General features: G+C 36.0%; 15 protein-coding genes, 1 tRNA gene and 1 other RNA gene. 13 read left to right on the top strand and 4 right to left on the bottom strand.

Annotated features, from left to right (window positions below; all coding sequences use genetic code 11):
• Positions 1 to 57: 57 nt before the first annotated feature.
• Positions 58 to 2,418: an ABC transporter permease gene (locus tag HR057_RS11275; protein ID WP_173731543.1), complete on the bottom strand. Its 2,361-nt coding sequence runs from the start codon at positions 2,416 to 2,418 to the stop codon at positions 58 to 60.
• Positions 2,418 to 3,122: an ABC transporter ATP-binding protein gene (locus HR057_RS11270; protein ID WP_329955876.1), complete on the bottom strand. Its 705-nt coding sequence runs from the start codon at positions 3,120 to 3,122 to the stop codon at positions 2,418 to 2,420. Before HR057_RS11270 ends, HR057_RS11275 begins: the two co-directional genes overlap by 1 nt.
• Positions 3,123 to 3,573: 451 nt before the next feature.
• Here HR057_RS11270 and HR057_RS11265 point away from each other — a divergent pair.
• Positions 3,574 to 3,646: transfer RNA gene (locus HR057_RS11265), tRNA-Arg, on the top strand.
• A gap of 132 nt (positions 3,647 to 3,778) precedes the next feature.
• Here HR057_RS11265 and HR057_RS11260 read toward each other — a convergent pair.
• On the bottom strand, positions 3,779 to 4,753 hold the full coding sequence (locus HR057_RS11260; RefSeq protein WP_173731542.1) for a cupin domain-containing protein: 975 nt from the start codon (positions 4,751 to 4,753) through the stop codon (positions 3,779 to 3,781).
• Positions 4,754 to 4,948: 195 nt separating this feature from the next.
• Between HR057_RS11260 and HR057_RS11255 the strand changes: the two genes are divergently transcribed.
• From HR057_RS11255 to HR057_RS11235, 5 genes are all read left to right on the top strand, one after another.
• Positions 4,949 to 6,052 (top strand): sensor histidine kinase, encoded by a 1,104-nt coding sequence (locus HR057_RS11255; RefSeq protein ID WP_173731541.1) that lies wholly within the window; start codon positions 4,949 to 4,951, stop codon positions 6,050 to 6,052.
• Positions 6,053 to 6,323: 271 nt separating this feature from the next.
• Positions 6,324 to 7,013 carry a response regulator transcription factor gene (locus tag HR057_RS11250; RefSeq protein ID WP_173731540.1) on the top strand — a complete coding sequence of 230 codons (690 nt, stop codon included), beginning with the start codon at positions 6,324 to 6,326 and terminating at the stop codon, positions 7,011 to 7,013.
• Positions 7,014 to 7,225: 212 nt separating this feature from the next.
• Positions 7,226 to 7,744 (top strand): DUF2269 family protein, encoded by a 519-nt coding sequence (locus HR057_RS11245; protein ID WP_173731539.1) that lies wholly within the window; start codon positions 7,226 to 7,228, stop codon positions 7,742 to 7,744.
• A 182-nt stretch (positions 7,745 to 7,926) separates the two neighbouring features.
• Positions 7,927 to 8,796, top strand: coding sequence for an AraC family transcriptional regulator (locus HR057_RS11240; RefSeq protein ID WP_173731538.1), 870 nt, complete (start codon positions 7,927 to 7,929; stop codon positions 8,794 to 8,796).
• Positions 8,797 to 8,943: 147 nt separating this feature from the next.
• Complete coding sequence (locus HR057_RS11235; protein WP_173731537.1) at positions 8,944 to 9,207, top strand: hypothetical protein; 264 nt, start codon at positions 8,944 to 8,946, stop codon at positions 9,205 to 9,207.
• A 92-nt stretch (positions 9,208 to 9,299) separates the two neighbouring features.
• Here the strand turns inward: HR057_RS11235 and HR057_RS11230 are convergent, their stop codons facing one another.
• Positions 9,300 to 10,589 carry a glycoside hydrolase family 18 protein gene (locus tag HR057_RS11230; RefSeq protein ID WP_173731536.1) on the bottom strand — a complete coding sequence of 430 codons (1,290 nt, stop codon included), beginning with the start codon at positions 10,587 to 10,589 and terminating at the stop codon, positions 9,300 to 9,302.
• Positions 10,590 to 10,778: 189 nt separating this feature from the next.
• Here HR057_RS11230 and tadA point away from each other — a divergent pair, with 189 nt between their 5' ends.
• From tadA to HR057_RS11195, 7 genes are all read left to right on the top strand, one after another.
• Positions 10,779 to 11,282 (top strand): tRNA adenosine(34) deaminase TadA, encoded by a 504-nt coding sequence (gene tadA, locus HR057_RS11225; RefSeq protein WP_173731535.1) that lies wholly within the window; start codon positions 10,779 to 10,781, stop codon positions 11,280 to 11,282.
• Positions 11,283 to 11,348: 66 nt separating this feature from the next.
• Positions 11,349 to 11,613, top strand: an RNA gene (gene ffs, locus HR057_RS11220) — signal recognition particle sRNA large type.
• Between the two features lie 419 nt (positions 11,614 to 12,032).
• The gene (dnaX, locus tag HR057_RS11215) at positions 12,033 to 13,727 is read left to right on the top strand and encodes a DNA polymerase III subunit gamma/tau (RefSeq protein ID WP_173731534.1); all 1,695 of its coding nucleotides are present in this window, start codon (positions 12,033 to 12,035) and stop codon (positions 13,725 to 13,727) included.
• A 16-nt stretch (positions 13,728 to 13,743) separates the two neighbouring features.
• Positions 13,744 to 14,067, top strand: coding sequence for a YbaB/EbfC family nucleoid-associated protein (locus HR057_RS11210; RefSeq protein ID WP_173731533.1), 324 nt, complete (start codon positions 13,744 to 13,746; stop codon positions 14,065 to 14,067).
• A gap of 44 nt (positions 14,068 to 14,111) precedes the next feature.
• Entirely contained in the window at positions 14,112 to 14,708 is a 597-nt protein-coding gene (gene recR, locus HR057_RS11205; RefSeq protein WP_173731532.1) for a recombination mediator RecR, read from the top strand.
• Positions 14,709 to 14,727: 19 nt separating this feature from the next.
• Positions 14,728 to 14,949 (top strand): YaaL family protein, encoded by a 222-nt coding sequence (locus HR057_RS11200; protein ID WP_173731531.1) that lies wholly within the window; start codon positions 14,728 to 14,730, stop codon positions 14,947 to 14,949.
• An 86-nt stretch (positions 14,950 to 15,035) separates the two neighbouring features.
• Complete coding sequence (locus HR057_RS11195; protein WP_230474436.1) at positions 15,036 to 15,314, top strand: pro-sigmaK processing inhibitor BofA family protein; 279 nt, start codon at positions 15,036 to 15,038, stop codon at positions 15,312 to 15,314.
• The last annotated feature ends 373 nt before the right edge of the window (positions 15,315 to 15,687 follow it).

The raw sequence follows: 15,687 nt of genomic DNA, 5'->3' as shown, positions 1-15,687 counted from the left end.
CCTCCCGATTTTCGGAAATCGAAGTCTATATATGAAATTGTAAACTACCCTCATGTTTCATTCTCTTTCTTTTAAAACGGAAACAAGGTCAAGCTGTTTAATTTTGCGCGAAACGGAACGTTGTGAAATCCAAATAGCGAAAATGGTGCCTAGTAAAGCTTGAACAATCGCATCAGGGTAAGTAACGTCAGGCATTGTAAATAAATCACTGCTCAAGCTTTTGGATAATACTTTATTAATTAGGTTTGCAAAAGGGATCCCTGCCAATATGCCAGCAAAGCCGATCAACCACTGTTCTACGGAGATAACCTCCATCACCTCTCGGGGCGTCATGCCTAAAACACGCAAGGAGGCAAGCTCTCTTTTTCTTTCTGCCAAAGAAATAATACTAGAGTTATAGACGATGGAAAAACCTGTAATAATTGAAATAATAGCCATAACTCCTAGCATGTATGATGTCAATTCCATGAGTTCGTTGTATTTTTCAATAGATTGTTGTCTAATCTCGATTGTGCTCACAAACTTTGATGTTTCATATTTATTTTTCATCTCTTCTATAAACCTCGGGTCAATCGAAAGAAGTGCAGAAGTCACCATTTCACCTTGCTTTAACAAGTCAATCAATACATTTTGATTTAAATAGACATTTGCACCGATGAATTGCGGAATTATTTTTTCTACTTTCATTTTCATTTCCGTATCCTTTGCCATAATGCTGTCGATTTGAATGACATCACCGGCTTGAATACCAAGCTCCTTTGCCACTTGTTCAGAAACCATCATGCCTGTTTTAGGAATCTCTAAACGCTTGCCCTCTTTATCAAAGACATTATAAAGTGTTGAGTTTTCTATAATTCCAAGAGCAACGACATCCATTTTATGATTTAAAAATTTTAAAGAGACCGGCACCTCCAAAAAAGGTTCCACTAGCTTGATCCCTTCTAAATTTTGCAGTTCCCGGATTGTTTCTGTTCGTGGAAGCGGTTTGGAAAATGTTAATTTCACATCCTGCTTTTGTACCTTTGTAAACTGGTCTAAAATCATCCTGTCGGCCATAGTGCCGAGTGAAAAAAAGGAAGCCATCAAGCTGAACGTAAAAACAATACCGATAAACGTAAATAGGCTGCGGTTTCTATTTCTTAATATATTCCGAATGGCCATACGTCCTTGAACATTAAAAAGACGTAGTATCCCTGGGATTTTTTCAATCCAAGCTTTTTTTGTAATAATAGGAATAGGCGGACGCATCGCTTCTGCGGGCTGAAGCTTCGTAACTCCGCGAGCTCCTTGAAAGGCAGCAGCCATACTAAATAAAATCGCCAAGACAATACCAATCAAAAAATATTTCAGTGAAAATTGTGATTGGAGGCTTGGTAAACTAAAAAAGTCTTGATATAGATCGATCATACTTGTTGAAAGGGCGGTTCCAAACAATCCGCCTAAAACGCCACCGATGGTTCCGATAAACAGCCCATAGCTCAAATAGTGAATCAATATTTCTCTATTTCCATAGCCAAAGGCCTTCATTGTCCCTATTTGTCCCCTTTGAGATTCAACGAGCCGCTTCACCATGATATACAAAATAATGGCTGCAATAATAAGAAAAACGAATGGAATGCTTGCCGCCATTTTTTCTAAACCTTCCAGCTCCTGTGAGAGCATCGCTTCGCTCATTTGATCTTCGGCGGCGTAAAGGGCCTCAAGTTCATATGGTTCCAACGCTGTTTTAAGATTCTCTTTTACATCATCAAATTCGAAGCCGGGCTCTAGTGTAAAAGAAACATCATTCACTAATCCTTTTTGGTCAAACAACATTTCCATATCCTCATAAGGTACATAAGCTACTTCAAACGTTCTCGGATCCGAAGCGATGCTTTGCAGGTCTTTTAGTGCATAAACATACTCTGGACTTTGTCCACTTCCTGTAATTGCAAGTTCAACCCGTTTCCCCTCAATTGCTACATTGATTTTTTGTCCAATTTCTAATTGATGGGCATCAGAAAATTTTTCACCTAAAATAATTTGTCGGTGATTTGCTTCTGGAAGTGAGCCTCTAATGAGATGAATGCCGTTTAACTTATTTCCCTCAAGGTGATTTAAAGAAATGAGTCTGAGATAAATATTTTCTGTGGTGTCTGGCATTAACACTCTGACATCTTTGACAAGCCGGCCTTCCACTACATCAATGCCTTCAATATTGGAAAGCGCCTCAACTTTTTCGTAGGGAACCGCTTTAACTTGTGCAAAACCATCAGCAAAGTGATATTTCTTATAAAACTCATCTTTTGCCATAAATAAATTATCTTTTGCTGTTGACATCGATGTATAAGTTGTTAGTCCGATTGCGATGACAATGATACAAGCAATATAAGCAATTTTATTTTCCATCATATCTCTAAACATTTTTCGCCAGAGCATTACCAGGTCACCTCCTCCGGTTCAGAAGGATGTTCGTTCACCTGAATCTTTTCTAATCTTCCATCTTTAATATAAAAAACGCGGTCTGCCATGGCAGCGATACCAGCATTATGGGTAATTATCATCACTGTTTTACCGTAATTTTTGTTAAAATCTCGCAAAAGCTTTAGTACTTGTATGCCTGTTGAAAAGTCAAGGGCTCCCGTTGGCTCATCACATAGTAAAATTTCAGGGTTTTTGGCGACAGCCCTTGCAATTGCAACCCTTTGTTGTTCTCCTCCTGATAGTTGCGCCGGGAAATGGTTGGCACGTTCGCCTAAGCCAACTTGCTGCAAAACTTCCATCGGTTCAAGAGGATTTTTAGCAATTTGGGTCGACAATAAAACATTTTCATAGGCCGTTAAATTTGGCATGAGATTATAAAATTGAAAAACAAAGCCAACCGCATTGCGCCGATATTCCGTTAATGTTTTTTCGTTAACATGATGGAGCGGCTGATCGTGAAAATAAATTTCTCCTGAGCTAGCTGTGTCCATGCCGCCAATGAGATTAATCATCGTACTTTTCCCAGATCCGCTTGGACCGAGAACGACAATGAATTCTCCTTTATAGATTTCAAAACTGACATCTTTCAGGGCTTGGACAGTAACCTCACCCATTTGGTAGACTTTTGATACATTTTTTGCCTTAAGTAATACTGTCACTAGCCTCCCCCTCCTTTCAAAGGTTGGAGTTTCAAATATATACAATCCTTACTTTTACGATATCTTAAAAACTGGCAGCTGTTTGTTAATTTTTTCTAACATTTCACCAATGACCATTTTTTCTCCGAGAAAACTCTCGTGAGCGTTTGTTCTGAAAGCTTGTTTACTCCAACAGACTTTTCTCATAAAGGTTTTGATTCTAGTGGCTATTCCAAGAACGGTAAAACTTGAATCGAAAGATTTGCGATTTTTTGGCTGAAAATATTCAGTAGTTTAATAGAGTTATAGTATTTATATGTCACATCCAATAATTAGGGTCTCTTATTGAGCATCAAAATAAATCTGAAAGGTATACAGAGAGAGTGCTTTTACTGGGATATTATAGGATGACTGAGGGTTTACAATTTGGTCATTTTCTTTATAATAAGTATGTGACAATAATTTTATATATGGCCCCGTAGCTCAGTGGATAGAGCGTCGGTTTCCTAAACCGTGCGTCGGAGGTTCGAATCCTCTCGGGGCCGTTAGTAAAACCCCTTGCATCTTGCAAGGGGTTTTTGTGTGTTTTCGTATGGATCTATTTCTATTTCACTTCAAGAAACGACATAGAGCATACAGGAAAAATATCGCTTAACTTATAAAGAAACATTTTTCACTTACTCTTTTATTTCAAATACTTTACTTCCATCAAGAGCACGTTTATAGGTTTGATTATAATGTTCCATAATGTCATTTCCTGACGTACTACCTTCTGTGGAAAATGCATGATTAAGTCCTTTACCACGTAATAAAATTTCACTATATTCAGGGTAATGAACAACATCAGTTTGATCGATGCGGGACCATACTTCAATGTCAAGGATTGTGATTCCTTTCTCGCCAGCAATAAATTCCGTTTGAAGTCCGCTGCCGCTAGGTTTCGTTATGATATCACCTTGCTTAATAGGAATTTCTTTTCTGTTCGTTTTCATAAAACCTTCACCTTCTAAAACGAGGTACATTTCATCTACATCTGAATGACTATGTAAACGGTTGCCACTTGAATTAGAAGGCAAGTGATAAATTTGAGCAAATAACCGATCAGAACCTAAAAATCCCGCCAACCATGTAAACTTTCCATCCCCTTTTTGTTTTGAACATTTTTCAAATAAAGGAGTATTTGGCTCTTTGTAATTTATAATAGGAGGCACCCAACCATCCTGTATAAATTCTGTGTCCCTATCCTCAAAAAAATGGTTCAATTCTTCAATAATTTTATTTTCTTCTAACTGATGCTTATTTATATTTAAAGTCCCGACTTTAGCACAATAAATAGAACACGTTCTTTGTACAAATTCTAAAACATCAGGAGTACAGTTTGGGATAACAGTCACAATAGCTTTTTTTGAATTATTTGAAAGCATATCGACATGGGAACTAAATGCTTTATGAAGCCATTTGTTAATATCAAACCATTGAACTCTTGGATTTCCCTCAGGAATTGTAAGCAATCCTTCGACAGTTTTACCTTTTCCATCTAAAAACAATTCCCAAGCTAAATCTACTCGAATGATTTCGAAAGAAGACTTTATTTTACTAAGTAATGTTGGCTGATTTTTCATGTCAAACCCATATAGAATTAGACTTTTCATAAAATCTCTCCATTTTTACAAATTTTCTGACATTATATTTAGGATTGTATTTGTTATATTTTGGCAAGTCAATTGATTTTTTTCACCATTATTATTCGGTTGTTCATAACTAGAAACGCTGAAAATAAAATGTGTGTTATGTTAAACTCTTCATAACATTAATTGTTTTTAAAGCTTTATTAGTAGGTGAACACGATGTCAATAAAAAAACGATTATTATTATCGAATATTGGGATGATTGTCATTCCGATTGCTGGTTTTATAATCATTGAGGTAATCTTAAGCCATTTGATGTTTTCCGTTTATAAAGGTAACTTGCAAGATGTAGATTTCCAACTTTTCTTTAAATTGAGATTTATTGTGATTGTACTCATTTTAGTTATAACGAATGGATTCTTAACATATTTCGTCTCTAGAAGCATCATTAAACCGATTAAAAAACTAACGATTGCAGCTAGGAAAATTAGTGAAGGTGATTTAGAGTTTAGTGTTGCATCTGAAAAGAAGGATGAACTTGGTGAGCTTTCCAACACTTTTGAAATGATGAGACTTCGCTTAAAGCAAGCAAAAGCAGATCAAGAAAAATATGAACGCAACCGAAAAGAGCTCATTGCGAGCATTTCCCACGACTTATTTACACCTTTAACATCGATTAAAGGCTATGTAAAAGGTGTTCAAGATGGGGTTGCCAATACGCCAGAAAAATTAGAACGGTATATGAACACCATTTATAAAACGGCCAACGATATGGAAAAACTGATCGAAAATTTATTCCAATATTCCAAATTAGATCTTGAGTCAATCCCGTTTGAGTTTGATCAAGTTGATTTATATTCTTTTTTCGCCGATTTTATTGAAGAGATTGGCTTTGACTTAGAAAAAGAAGGTGGAACGGCCAGTCTTCATGCTAATAAAAATGAAAATTTTATAGTGGAAGCCGATCGTGAACAGTTAAGGCGAGTTGTCACTAATATCATCCAAAATAGCTTGAAATATATGAATAAGGAACGGAAGAAAATTGATGTCTATTTAACTTCTGACGACGAGAAAGTTACAGTTGAAATTAAAGATAATGGATCTGGAATCGCCCAAGAAGATCTTCCATATATTTTTGAAAGTTTTTACCGGACAGATGCATCAAGAAATTCCTCAACAGGCGGCAGTGGTCTAGGGCTTGCCATCGTGAAAAAAATTATTGAAGAACATAGAGGCAAAGTTTGGGCTGATAGCGAACAAGGGGTAGGTACAAGCATTTGTTTTACACTTAAAAAAGTGTCATCATCACAAAATGACCAATGAAGTTTGACAAAGGGAATAACATTGCTTATTTCTATCCATGTTTTCTGAACGAGAAATGTTTACCTAATTGTTGTGTGTTGAAAATACGTAATTGTCAAAGCGCAGGTTTAACCTTAAATTTTTCAATTTTCTATTGTAATGATTTCAATTCGGTAGAAAGGAGGAGGCAAGGTGGAATTTTCAGATACTTGTATGTCCCGTATCTGATAGATTCCTCCCTGACAGATGTTGAATGATGTTTTTATAATCAGGGGACCCTTGCTAATTTTTAATGAAAAAAATTTTAATTATTGAAGATGAAATGCAAATAGCTCAATTAGAAAGAGACTATTTAGAAGTTAGTGGTTACTCTTGCGAAATAGCAACATCTGGTGAAGAAGGCTTAAAGATGGCTGAAAAAAACAAATATGACCTTATTATTTTAGATTTAATGTTATCAGGGATCGATGGATTTGAAGTCTGCAGGCAATTACGGGAAAAGCTCGATATTCCAATCTTAATGGTTTCTGCGAGAAAAGAAGATATTGATAAAATACGCGGATTCGATCGAGGTGCGGATGATTATATCCAGAAACCTTTTAATCCAAGTGAACTTGTCGCAAGGGTGAAAGCTCACATATCAAGGTATGAACGGCTCGTAGGTAAAAATAATGATCGAAATGAAATTCATATAAAAGGACTGCACATTGACTTTAATTCACGACGGATTTTTGTCAATGGAGAGGAAAAAGATTTACGGGCAAAGGAATTTGATTTATTAGCATTGTTCGCATCAAATCCTGATCGTGTGTTTACGAAAGAAGAATTATTTGAGAGAATCTGGGGAATGGACTCGGCTTATGGAGATATTTCAACCGTAACCGTCCATATTCGAAAAATAAGAGAAAAAATTGAGGAAGACCCATCTAACCCGAAATATATTCAAACGATATGGGGAGTGGGCTATCGGTTTAAAAAATAATAAGAGTATTAAAGGATTTCAAAACAGTTCTTAACATATGGTTCACTTTTAGGATTTCCACTTTAGGAAGTCCTTTTTTTATGATTTAAGAAATAGTTAAGAATTGTTTAAGAGGGAATTAATTTTTATTTATTATGATGGTTTTAACAAATAAACAACATATAAAACAGTGCGAGCTAGTTCTTAAAATAAATCGAAAGGGGTTATTGGTCATGAAAAAATTAGGACCGAAAAGCATGAAGTATTTAAAAATGATTCATGTTTTATTAGTAGTATTATTTTTTGGAGGAATTCTTAGTTCTTTATCGATAAATCTTACGATTGATTTTTCAACCTACGATGAGACTTTGCTAGCTTATAAAAACATTATTATCATTAGCGATCAAATCATTAGATTTGGTGCAGTAGGAACTTTATTAATAGGTTTCGTGTATGGGTTCTTTACAAATTGGGGCTTTTTTAAACATAGATGGGTTGGCGTTAAATTTGTTCTTTATATGGTACAAACGATTGTCGGAATTTTCATTGTCGATCATTTAATGATGGCTAATATGAATTTACTTGAAACTCAAAAAGAAATGGCATTAACGAATCCTGTTTTTATTCAAAACCATGAATGGAGGCTCTATGCTGTTTACTTTCAAATAGCGGTTACGGTTTTCATTTTTATAATTTCTTATTTAAAACCATGGAAAAAGAAGACGAATGTCAACATAAAAAGCGTAGCATAATTCTTTACAATATTTGCGTCTGTGCCCACGAAGGGAACAGATGTTTTTTTATTTGGATAAAAATAAGACAAGGATCAAGCGTTAGAAAAATGGTGAAATGGATTCCGATAAATTTTGTATGAAAAATATCAAGTCAATCAAAAATTTTAAAGATATGATGGACTTGTAAAGGAGGGAAATGGATGTTACAACAATTTAATCATTTAATGGATTATATCGAAGCCCATTTAACGGAAGATATCTCTGATACAGATATTTCTAAAATTGTAGGAACATCATCTTATCATTTCAAAAGAATGTTTTCGTATATCGCAGGGATGTCATTGAATGAATATATCAAAAATAGGAGATTGTCCGTTGCGAATGAGGAATTAATAAACGGCGAAAAGGTTACAGATGTTGCTTATAAATATGGCTATCAATCTGTCGAAGGATTTTCCCGAGCCTTTCGGGAATGGAGCGGTTTTTTGCCTTCGGAAGTAGCGAAAAACAAAATTCAAAAAACATTTCCCAAATTTTCTTTTTTTATAGATATTAGAGGAGGAAAATCAATGGAATTCAAAATTGAGAAAAAAGAAAAATTTAATGTAGTCGGTGTATCGAAAAGAGTGCCGATTCAATTTGAAGGTGTTAACCAAGCCATCTTAGAACTGGCACAATCAATTAAAGAAAAACAAAGAAATGAAATGCATCAATTAGCTGATTTATATCCGTATCAAGTATTAAATGTATCTTATGATTTTGATGAAGGGTACTTAGAGGAAAAAGGGCATCTAACTCATATGATTGGATTTGCAACAACAAAAGACAATCCATTTGATGATTTAGAGCAAATTACAATTGAAGAAAGCTTATGGGCGATTTTCCCTGTTCAAGGGCCATTTCCTTCTGTGATGCAAGAAACAATGGCGAGGATTTACTCAGAATGGTTGCCTTCTTCTGATTATGAATTAGTAGATCTTCCTGGGATTTCTTTCACGAAACATAAAGAGACAATGGAAAATGTTTATAGTGAAATTTGGGTACCGGTAAAGAAAAAAGATAGCAAGTGAACAATATTTTAACAAGAACTAACAAAACCCCCTCCTAATAACATGTAATATTCGATAATAAACAATAATAAAAGTCAAAATTTCTATTCCTGAATCGACATCTTTTTTAAAAGAGGTATAGTACCCTTACTTTAGGAGGGGAAAGCGATGTATAAAACGATTACGTTGCGAATTTCACAGGAAGAAGTTAAAAAAATAGAGGAACTAAGAGAACGCCATTACCAGAAGTTTCAAACATCAATTAGTCAAAGCCAGCTGATACGAAATTTAATCAATGAAAAATATAATGAACAACAAAAGGCGGAAGACCGTGAAAAAGAAAATTTATTCCATGAAAAAGAGCAAGCCCATAAAAGGGACATGACAATCGTTGACCGCTTGCGCGAACGCCGCTGGGGGAGATTTAGATAGCCCTCATTTTCAGTCACTATAAAAAATATAAAAAGAGAGCTTTCAAATAAATGGTTTTTTAACAATCAATTCGTAAGCTCTCTTTTTTTATTTTACGATTGACGCTTCACAATATTGAAGTTCGATTGGATGAGCAGCCAATTTTGCGGAAATGGCAATCCTAATTTCCAATAGCTTACTCCACGAAGACCTAACTCTTTTACTAAATTAAATTTAGCTTGAATGGAACGGGCATCTTCAAACCAAACTTTATGTTCCCTTCCTTGTTGGTCGCGGTAATTAAAATGTGGGGCTTGTGCGTTATAATCATATTGAATGGCCACGTTATGTTCTCTAGCAAGCCTAATAGCAGCCTGCGGGCTAATTGCTCTAGCATATTCTTCCCCTGGTCTAAATGGAAGTGTCCAATCATAGCCATACAAATTTTGCCCCATCATAATTTTAGACGGAGGAATTTCAGTTATCGCATACTGCAACACTTGCCGAACTGGCCCAATCGGAGAAACAGGCATTGGCGGTCCACCGCTATATCCCCATTCATATGTCATGATAATAACAAAGTCTACGATTTCACCATGAGCCCTATAGTCATGAGCTTCATACCATTCCCCTTTTTGAGTGGCACTTGTTTTTGGAGCTAGAGCTGTAGATAATAAAAATCCTTCTGGAAGCTGTTGTTTAACTTTTCGCAAAAATTGATTATAGGCTTCACGGTCTCTAGGACGAAGGAACTCCATATCAAAATGAATATCTCTAAAACCATATTTATTGGCAGTAGCAATGATATTGTTTAGCAACCTGTTTTGAACGTCCTCATTATTTAAAATGATGGCTCCTAATTCATTGCTAAATTGCCCTTCTTCTAAGTTCGTGACGACCATCATGAGAGTGACATTGTTTTGTCTGGCGATGGCCGGAAAATCATCTAATGGAGGTTCTTTCAAACTGCCGTCTCGTTGGATATTAAAACTGAAAGGTGCTAAGTACGTTAGAAATGGTGCGTGCTTTCTTGCTGCTTGTTCTAATTGAGGACTAACCGTATCTCCCATTGGTTCAATATAGGCATTAAATTCCCCATTTCTTTTCGGTCCTTCAGGGATATACAACCTTAATCCTACGGTTAATGGTTGGTTTATATTTATGTTGTTCACTTGGGCAAGCCTTTGATAACTAATTCCGAATCTTTGAGCTATAGAGAATAAAGTATCGCCGGGTTGTACCCAGTAAAATTGGCCAACGATCGGAATGACGAGCGCTTGGCCAACGACAAGTGTTTCTTGTAATGATATTTCATTTGCCTGGGCAATTGCTTGCGGTGTCGTGCCGTATGCTTGGGATATTCCGAACAGTGATTGATTTGGCTGAACTACATGAATTTGCATAAACTCCCCTCCTTTTTTCATCACTTATACCTATGCATTTTGTTAAGCAATCATGCTTTTTACAGAAATCGAAGTGCTGGTTATACTAATATGAGGAGACCAAATAAAGCAATTGAATTTTTCTCTATCTTCTCTATTCAAAATAAAATTAAGCTATTATATAGAAATAAGTTTAAAAGGAAGAAGAACATGACGGAATTCGATGATCAATATTATATGAAAATAGCTATAGAAGAGGCTAATAAAGCGGAATCTATCGGAGAAGTTCCGATTGGTGCGGTCATTGTTAAAGATGGCACCATCATAGCAAGAGCACACAATTTACGCGAAAGTGAACAAAGAGCGATTGCTCATGCGGAGTTGTTGGCTATTGATGAGGCATGCAAAAAATTAGGGACTTGGAGACTTACAGGAACAACTTTATATGTCACGTTAGAACCGTGTCCGATGTGCGCAGGTGCAATTGTTCTATCAAGGGTTGATCGAGTTGTCTTTGGTGCTTTTGATCCAAAAGGTGGCTGCGTAGGCACATTGATGAACTTAGTGCAGGATGACCGTTTTAATCACATAGCAGAAGTAAAAAGCGGAGTTCTTGAGGAAGAATGCTCTTTTTTGCTAAGTAATTTTTTTAAAAAGCTGCGAGAAAGAAAAAAACAGCAAAAGGAAACTGAATGTAAAAATAATCCTTGTTAATTGTTCAAACAATTACCACCCCCCTGCTTGTTGATTTTTAATAAAAAACACTATATACTTAGGTTGTCGTGCTAAGCGGGGAGGTAGCGGTGCCCTGTACTCGCAATCCGCTGTAGCGAGGCTGAATCCCTTCTCGAGGTTGGTAGCTGTAAGGCCTGCCTTAAGTAAGTGGCGTTGAAGCCTGGGTCCTACGCAACGGGAACCCACGAACCCTGTCAGGTCCGGAAGGAAGCAGCAGTAAGTGGATCATCCCGTGTGCCGTAGGGTTGCCTGGGCCGAGCTAACTGCTTAAGTAACGCTTATGGCTGCCATATCGACAGAAGGTGCACGACACTTACATAGCTAAGTGATCAAGACAGGATGTCCAAATGCTTTATTTTTTGCGTTTGGCATCCTTTTTTATTTTCTTGGAAGGGGATTTTCACTATTCTGTTTGGAAATCCTCTTATTTTTTTAAGAAAATGAAAAAAGAGAAGATTGTAATTAAGGTTGATAGATTTCTCCACAATTTAATATTAGCAAAAGAACAGGTCATATTATGGGGTGAGAAAAGATAGAAGAAAATGTCTAATAGTATTTAAATTTCAATAAACAGCTTCCAATTGACTAAAGGCCCTATCAATAAATGTTTTTGATGAAAAATTGTAAAATAGCAAGTATTCCTCAAACTTTTGGAAAAATACTCTTGAATCAGGTATAATTATCTTCGGAAAAACTGTGTAAAAAATGGCTGAAAAGGGGGTATGGGAAATGGCTTATCAAGCATTATATAGGGTTTGGCGACCACAAGTTTTTCATGATGTTGTCGGTCAAGAGCATATAACGAGAACATTGCAAAATGCACTTATTCAAGAAAAATTTTCCCATGCTTACTTATTTTCAGGCCCACGCGGCACCGGCAAGACGAGTGCTGCAAAAATTTTGGCTAAAGCTGTAAACTGTGAGAAAGCACCGACAAGCGAACCGTGCAATGAATGTGCTGCATGTAAAGGAATTATGGACGGTTCGATCTCCGATGTGATTGAAATTGATGCAGCTTCCAATAACGGTGTTGAAGAAATCCGTGATATTCGCGATAAAGTAAAATACGCGCCGAGCGCTGTTCGTTATAAAGTATATATTATCGATGAGGTTCATATGCTTTCCATTGGAGCTTTCAATGCTTTGTTAAAGACATTGGAAGAGCCTCCAAAACATGTTATTTTTATTTTAGCTACAACAGAGCCGCATAAAATACCACTTACTATTATATCTCGTTGTCAGCGCTTTGAATTTAAGCGTATCCCGCATCAAGCGATGGTTGAGCGGATGCGAGAAATCACAGACTCGCTAAATATTGCGACTGAAGATCAGGCATTGCCTTTGATTGCCAAAGCTGCTGAAGGAGGCATGCGTGATGCTTTAAGCTTGCTTGACCAAGCGATTTCTTTTAGCGGAGATAAAATTACTGCAGATGATGTTTTATCAATCACAGGAGCGGTTTCTCAGCAATTTTTAACAGAAGCAGCCCAAAGCTTGTTAAATCATGATGTCGTTGGAGCTCTTTATACAGTTGATCAATTGATTAAACACGGCAAGGAACCAACCCGATTTATTGAAGATCTTATTTTTTATTTTAGGGACATGTTGTTATATCAAACAGCTCCTCATTTGGAAGGGATGTTTGAGCGGGCAGTCGTTGATGATACGTTTAAAAAAATTGCTAGTGAAACATCAGCTAGTCATATTTACAAAATTATTCATCAACTGAATGAAAGCCAACAAGAAATGAAATGGACAAATCATCCTAGAATATTTTTAGAGTTGGCTCTCGTAAAAATATGTCAGCTGCAAAAAGATACGCCGAGTGTTTCCAATGATCAATTAGGAATGCTCATAGAGCGGATAAATCGGTTAGAAGCGGAACTGAATGAGTGGAAAGAAAAAGGATTTACTGCTGAAAAGCAAAAATATCCAGAAGAAAATTTACAAGACAAAGAAAAAAGAGCAATGAAAACGTCCACCATGAGGCAAACGAAAGCATCCGTTGGGATTATTAAGGAGATGCTAAAAAACGCCACGAAACAAGATTTGAATTGGCTATCCAATCAATGGGGAATGTTCCTTGAAAAATTAAAAGCTCGCGAAATAGCTGCCCAAGCAGTCGTTCTTGATGCAAAAGTTGTTGCTGCTTCAAAAACTGCTTTCGTTCTAGCCTTTAAGCACGAATTTCATTGTCAAATGGCGGCTAGTCAAAAACGAAATATAATAGAAAAAGTTCTAAAAGAAACGACTGGGCTTGATTTAAAAATGCATGCCATTACAAATGAAGAATGGGAAGCTATTAAGGAAGCTTATATTAGGGAACAAAAAAATGAAAGTGCTGAAGAAACACAAGAAGAAGATCCGTTAATTGCAGAAGCAAAAAAATTATTTGGTTCTGATTTAATTGAAATAAAGGATTAAAGGGAGGTTTCACTCAATGCGTGGTGGAATGGGAAATATGAATAATATGATGAAACAAGTACAAAAAATGCAAAAGAAAATCCAACAGTCACAAGAAGAACTATTAGCGATGGTTTTTGAAGGAACTGCCGGCGGCGGTATGGTTACTGTAACTGTGACAGGCGGAAAAGTCGTGAAAGAAGTAAAGATTAAAGAAGAAGTTGTTGATCCTGATGACATCGAAATGCTTCAAGACCTTATTGTTGCTGCAACAAATGATGCATTGAAGAAAGTTGATGAAAAGGCGAATGAAACAATGGGTCAATTTACGAAAGGATTAAACATCCCTGGTTTATTTTAATGTTTAAATTGGGTTAGCTGAAGAAATAGAGGAGATAAAAAATTATGTATTACCCTGAACCGATTGCAAAGCTTATTGACAGCTTTATGAAATTGCCAGGTATCGGACCAAAAACGGCCGTTCGTCTGGCTTTTTTTGTATTAAAAATGAAAGAAGAAGATGTATTGGATTTTGGAAAGGCGTTAGTAAATGCCAAGAGAAATCTGATGCATTGTTCTGTTTGTTTTAATATTACAGACAAAGATCCTTGCTCTATTTGTAATGATCAATATCGCGATCGTAGTATTATCTGTGTTGTTCAAGACCCGAAAGATGTTATTGCAATGGAAAAAATGAAAGAATATCATGGACTTTACCATGTGTTGCACGGCGCAATTTCACCGATGGATGGCATCGGACCGGAAGATATTAAAATAGCAGAACTATTAAAGCGCCTGCAAAATGAAGAAATAAAAGAAATTATTCTCGCTACAAATCCGAATATTGAAGGTGAAGCAACGGCTATGTATATTTCACGTTTAGTCAAACCATCTGGAATTCGCATTACTAGAATAGCTCATGGTTTACCAGTAGGCGGAGATCTAGAATATGCCGACGAAGTAACCTTATCCAAAGCATTGGAAGGACGACGTGAATTATAGGAACTAGGGGGATTTGTAGATGTTTTTTCGCCGGAAAGGAAAACTTAAAAAAGAAACGGATCAAAAACTATGGGAATCATTAAATCAACTAAAAGAAGAATGGATGAGAAATAAAATATTAGTAGAAAAAAGTATTGATCCGAATGTAAAGCTTATTAATGACTTGAAAATTACTGAAGCAAAATACTTCTATTTAGTTAGAGAAGCAAAAATCCGCAACTTAACAGCCAATTATAAATAAATTGTCTATCAATTGTACTTTTTAGCATGTTCCTTTCATACAAATGATAATAGCCAATTGGACAAAGTATGAAAGGGGAAAAAATAATGGATGTAAATACATTTGAACCAATCACTATTGTCGTCATTCTTGGCGGTTTGATTGGTCTAATGTTAATATTAGGAGCCCCGATCAAGCCCATCCGATTGGTAGGTAGGGGGCTTATAAAAGTTATGCTTGGGGCATTAGGTCTTTTTATTATTAATTCTTTTGGTACATTCATCGGTTTTCATATTCCAATTAACTTCGTTACAGCTGCAATTTCTGGTTTTTTAGGTATTCCTGGAATGGCAGCTTTGTTGGCTATTGATCAAATCGTTCTGTAAAAAGGGGCTGGATGAGATATGAGGTTCAGGCCTCTTTTTATTTTTGAATACATCACCATTATAATTTTTTATATAAAAATTATTGACTTTATATTTGGAAGGTGCTATATTATAAAAGCTGCTTGTTAAAAACGTTCACAAAATGTTCATAAATTCGACGTAATAACTTGTTGAATAACTCTAATGACAAGCGGCCATTCTATAAAAGAAGAAATTAAAAAAATATTATTAACTGTTGACTTCTATGAAATAATGTAATATAATAATTAATGTCGTTGAGATAAACGATAAAAACGATGTTCTTTGAAAACTAAACAAAATGTCAAGCGTGCGGCAATGTTGAATGTTTTATTCAACGGCCAAGTCAATTTTT

Origin of the sequence: Calidifontibacillus erzurumensis (genome assembly GCF_013303125.1) — a bacterium.
Classification (GTDB): Bacteria; Bacillota; Bacilli; order Bacillales; family Bacillaceae_J; genus Calidifontibacillus; species Calidifontibacillus erzurumensis.
The sequence above is the reverse complement of the archived record's forward strand: the minus strand, read 5'-3'. Positions and strand labels throughout refer to the sequence as shown.